This is a genomic window from Allobosea sp. 05T422_2, from assembly GCF_056396265.1.
In genome coordinates, this window is the sequence record NZ_JBFTLD010000464.1 from 1 (window position 1) to 2,416 (window position 2,416).

Below are 2,416 nucleotides of genomic sequence, written 5' to 3' on the forward strand. Positions count from 1 at the left end.
GAGGTGCTTTGCGACGGCGAGTGCGCTCTCGCAGTGGCGCTGCATGCGCAGCGGCAGGGTCTCGATGCCCGTCAGGATCATGAAGGCATTGAAGGGCGAGAGCGCCGGGCCCATGTCGCGCAGGCCGAGCACGCGGGTCGCAATGGCGAAGGCAAAATTGCCGAAGGTCTCGCCAAGCACCATGCCGTTATATTCCGGCCGCGGCTTGGACAGCATCGGGTAGCGCTCGTCGCCCACCCAGTTGAACGAGCCGCCATCGACGATCWGGCCGCCGATCGAGTTGCCGTGCCCGCCCAGGAACTTGGTGGCGGAATGCACGATGATGTCGGCGCCGTGCTCGAACGGGCGGATCAGGTAGGGGCTCGCCATCGTGTTGTCGACGATGAGCGGAATGTTGTGCTTCTTGGCGATGGCCGCGACGCCGGCAATGTCGACGATCACCCCGCCCGGATTGGCGATCGACTCGATGAAGATCGCCTTGGTGCGCGGGGTCACCGCGGCGGCGAAGCTCTCAAGATCGTCGGAATCGGCCCAGATCACATTCCAGCCGAAATTCTTATAGGAATGGTTGAACTGGTTGATCGAGCCGCCATAGAGCTTGCGCGCGGCGACGAACTCGTCGCCCGGCTGCAGCAGGGCGTGGAAGCAGAGGAACTCGGCGGCGTGGCCGGATGCGACGGCGAGCGCCGCAGTGCCGCCCTCGAGCGCGGCGACGCGCTCCTCGAGCACCGCGTTGGTCGGGTTGCCGATCCGCGTATAGATGTTGCCGAAAGCCTGCAGGCCGAACAGCGATGCGGCGTGGTCGACATCGTCGAAGACGAAGGATGTCGTCTGGTAGATCGGCGTGGCGCGCGCGCCGGTGGCTGCATCAGGCGCTGCACCGGCATGAATGGCGAGCGTATGGAAACCCGGTGAGCGGTCTGACATGGCGTGCTCCCTGCAAATTCTGATCGTGAAACGGTCCCGTTCGATTTAACGAACGCTCTGTGCGGCGTCAATCGGCCGGACGGGCCTGAGAGCGGGGCCGATATGCTCCGGCCTGATCCCCAGGCCGATCAGCCGTGCCGGCAGGCGGCGCAGCAGCGGGAAGCGCTGCAGGAGGCGCAGCGGCAGCGGCGGCGCCACCGGTCCGCGGCTGGCGAGCAGCGGCGTGATCACCCGGTTCTGGATGGCGATCTGCATGGATTGGGTGAGTTTTGCCGGGAATTCACGGCGATGCTGCACGGCTGCGAGCGCGGTATCCGTCAGCCGCCTCTCGCGGAGCGGCGCTGCCAGCAGGTTGGCCGTTGCGACGGCATCCTGCACCGCCAGATTGATCCCAACACCGCCGATCGGGGACATCGCATGCGCAGCGTCGCCGATGCAGATCAGGCCGGGCTTCCACCAGCGCGTCAGGCGATCGACCGCGACCGAGAGCAGCTTGATGTCGTCCCAGCTGCGCAGCTCCGCTATCCGGTCCTTGAGAAAGGGCGAGAGCGCGACGACACCGTCCCGGAAGGCCCGCATGCCCCGGACCTGCAAGGATTCCAGCGAACCCTTGGGGATGATGAAGGCGCATTGCCAGTAGTCGCCGCGATTGAGCATGATGAAGAACCGGCCGCCCGCGACCTGGCCGAATGTCTGGTTGCGATCACTCTTGCTGCGCGACAGCCGGAACCAGAGCACGTCCATCGGCGCGCCGAGCACTTTCACCGGGAGGCCAGACGCCGCGCGCAGATCGGAGCTGCGCCCGTCGGCCGCAACCACGAGATCGGCCCTGATCGAAAGCGGGCCGTCGGGCGCCATGGCCGCGACGCCGGCCACACGCCCGTTCTGCTTGATCAGTCCCTCGGCCTTCGTCTGCATCCGCAGATGGAAGGAGGGCTGCTCGCGTCCCCGTTCCGCCAGGAAATCGAGAAAATMCCATTGCGGCATGAAGGCGACATAGGGAGCCTTGACCGGCAAATGGCTGAAATCGGCGAGCGTGATCTCGTCGTCTCCGAAGCGGGCGACGATATGGTCTTCCTTGCTGTGCGGCAGCTTCAGGAAGGCCTCGAGCAATCCGAGTTCATGCATCAGCTCGAGTGTCGAAGGGTGGATCGTGTCGCCGCGGAAATCCCGCAGGAAATCGGCGTGCTTCTCCAGCACGGTGACTTCGATTCCGGCTCTCGCGAGCAGGAAACCGAGCATCATCCCGGCGGGGCCGCCTCCGGCGATGCAGCAAGTGGTCGTTTCCTCGCGCATCGCCGTTCTCCTGGGGATGGCCTGGTCAGGTCCCGGGCCGGTCGATCGACAATTTCTGGAAGCCCTTGCCGGCCAGTTGCGGCTTCTTGTTCGAGATGATGCGCGAGTTGATGCCCTGCCAGCCGATCTCGCCGGAGAGCCGGCCATACTCGATCTTCGGGCAGCGGTTCATGATCACGGTAAGGCCCTTGGC

2 protein-coding genes and 1 pseudogene are annotated in these 2,416 nt (G+C 65.3%); all 3 read right to left on the minus strand.

Annotation, left to right across the window (positions count from 1 at the left end; all coding sequences use genetic code 11):
• Positions 1-927 (minus strand): aminotransferase class V-fold PLP-dependent enzyme (locus AC1DJT_RS36120; protein ID WP_476835997.1); only part of this gene is annotated, 927 nt, incomplete at its 3' end.
• Between the two features lie 45 nt (positions 928-972).
• Entirely contained in the window at positions 973-2,223 is a 1,251-nt protein-coding gene (locus AC1DJT_RS36125) for an FAD-dependent oxidoreductase (RefSeq protein WP_476835998.1), read from the minus strand.
• A gap of 25 nt (positions 2,224-2,248) precedes the next feature.
• Positions 2,249-2,416, minus strand: a pseudogene (locus AC1DJT_RS36130) (CoA-binding protein); the annotation flags it as partial.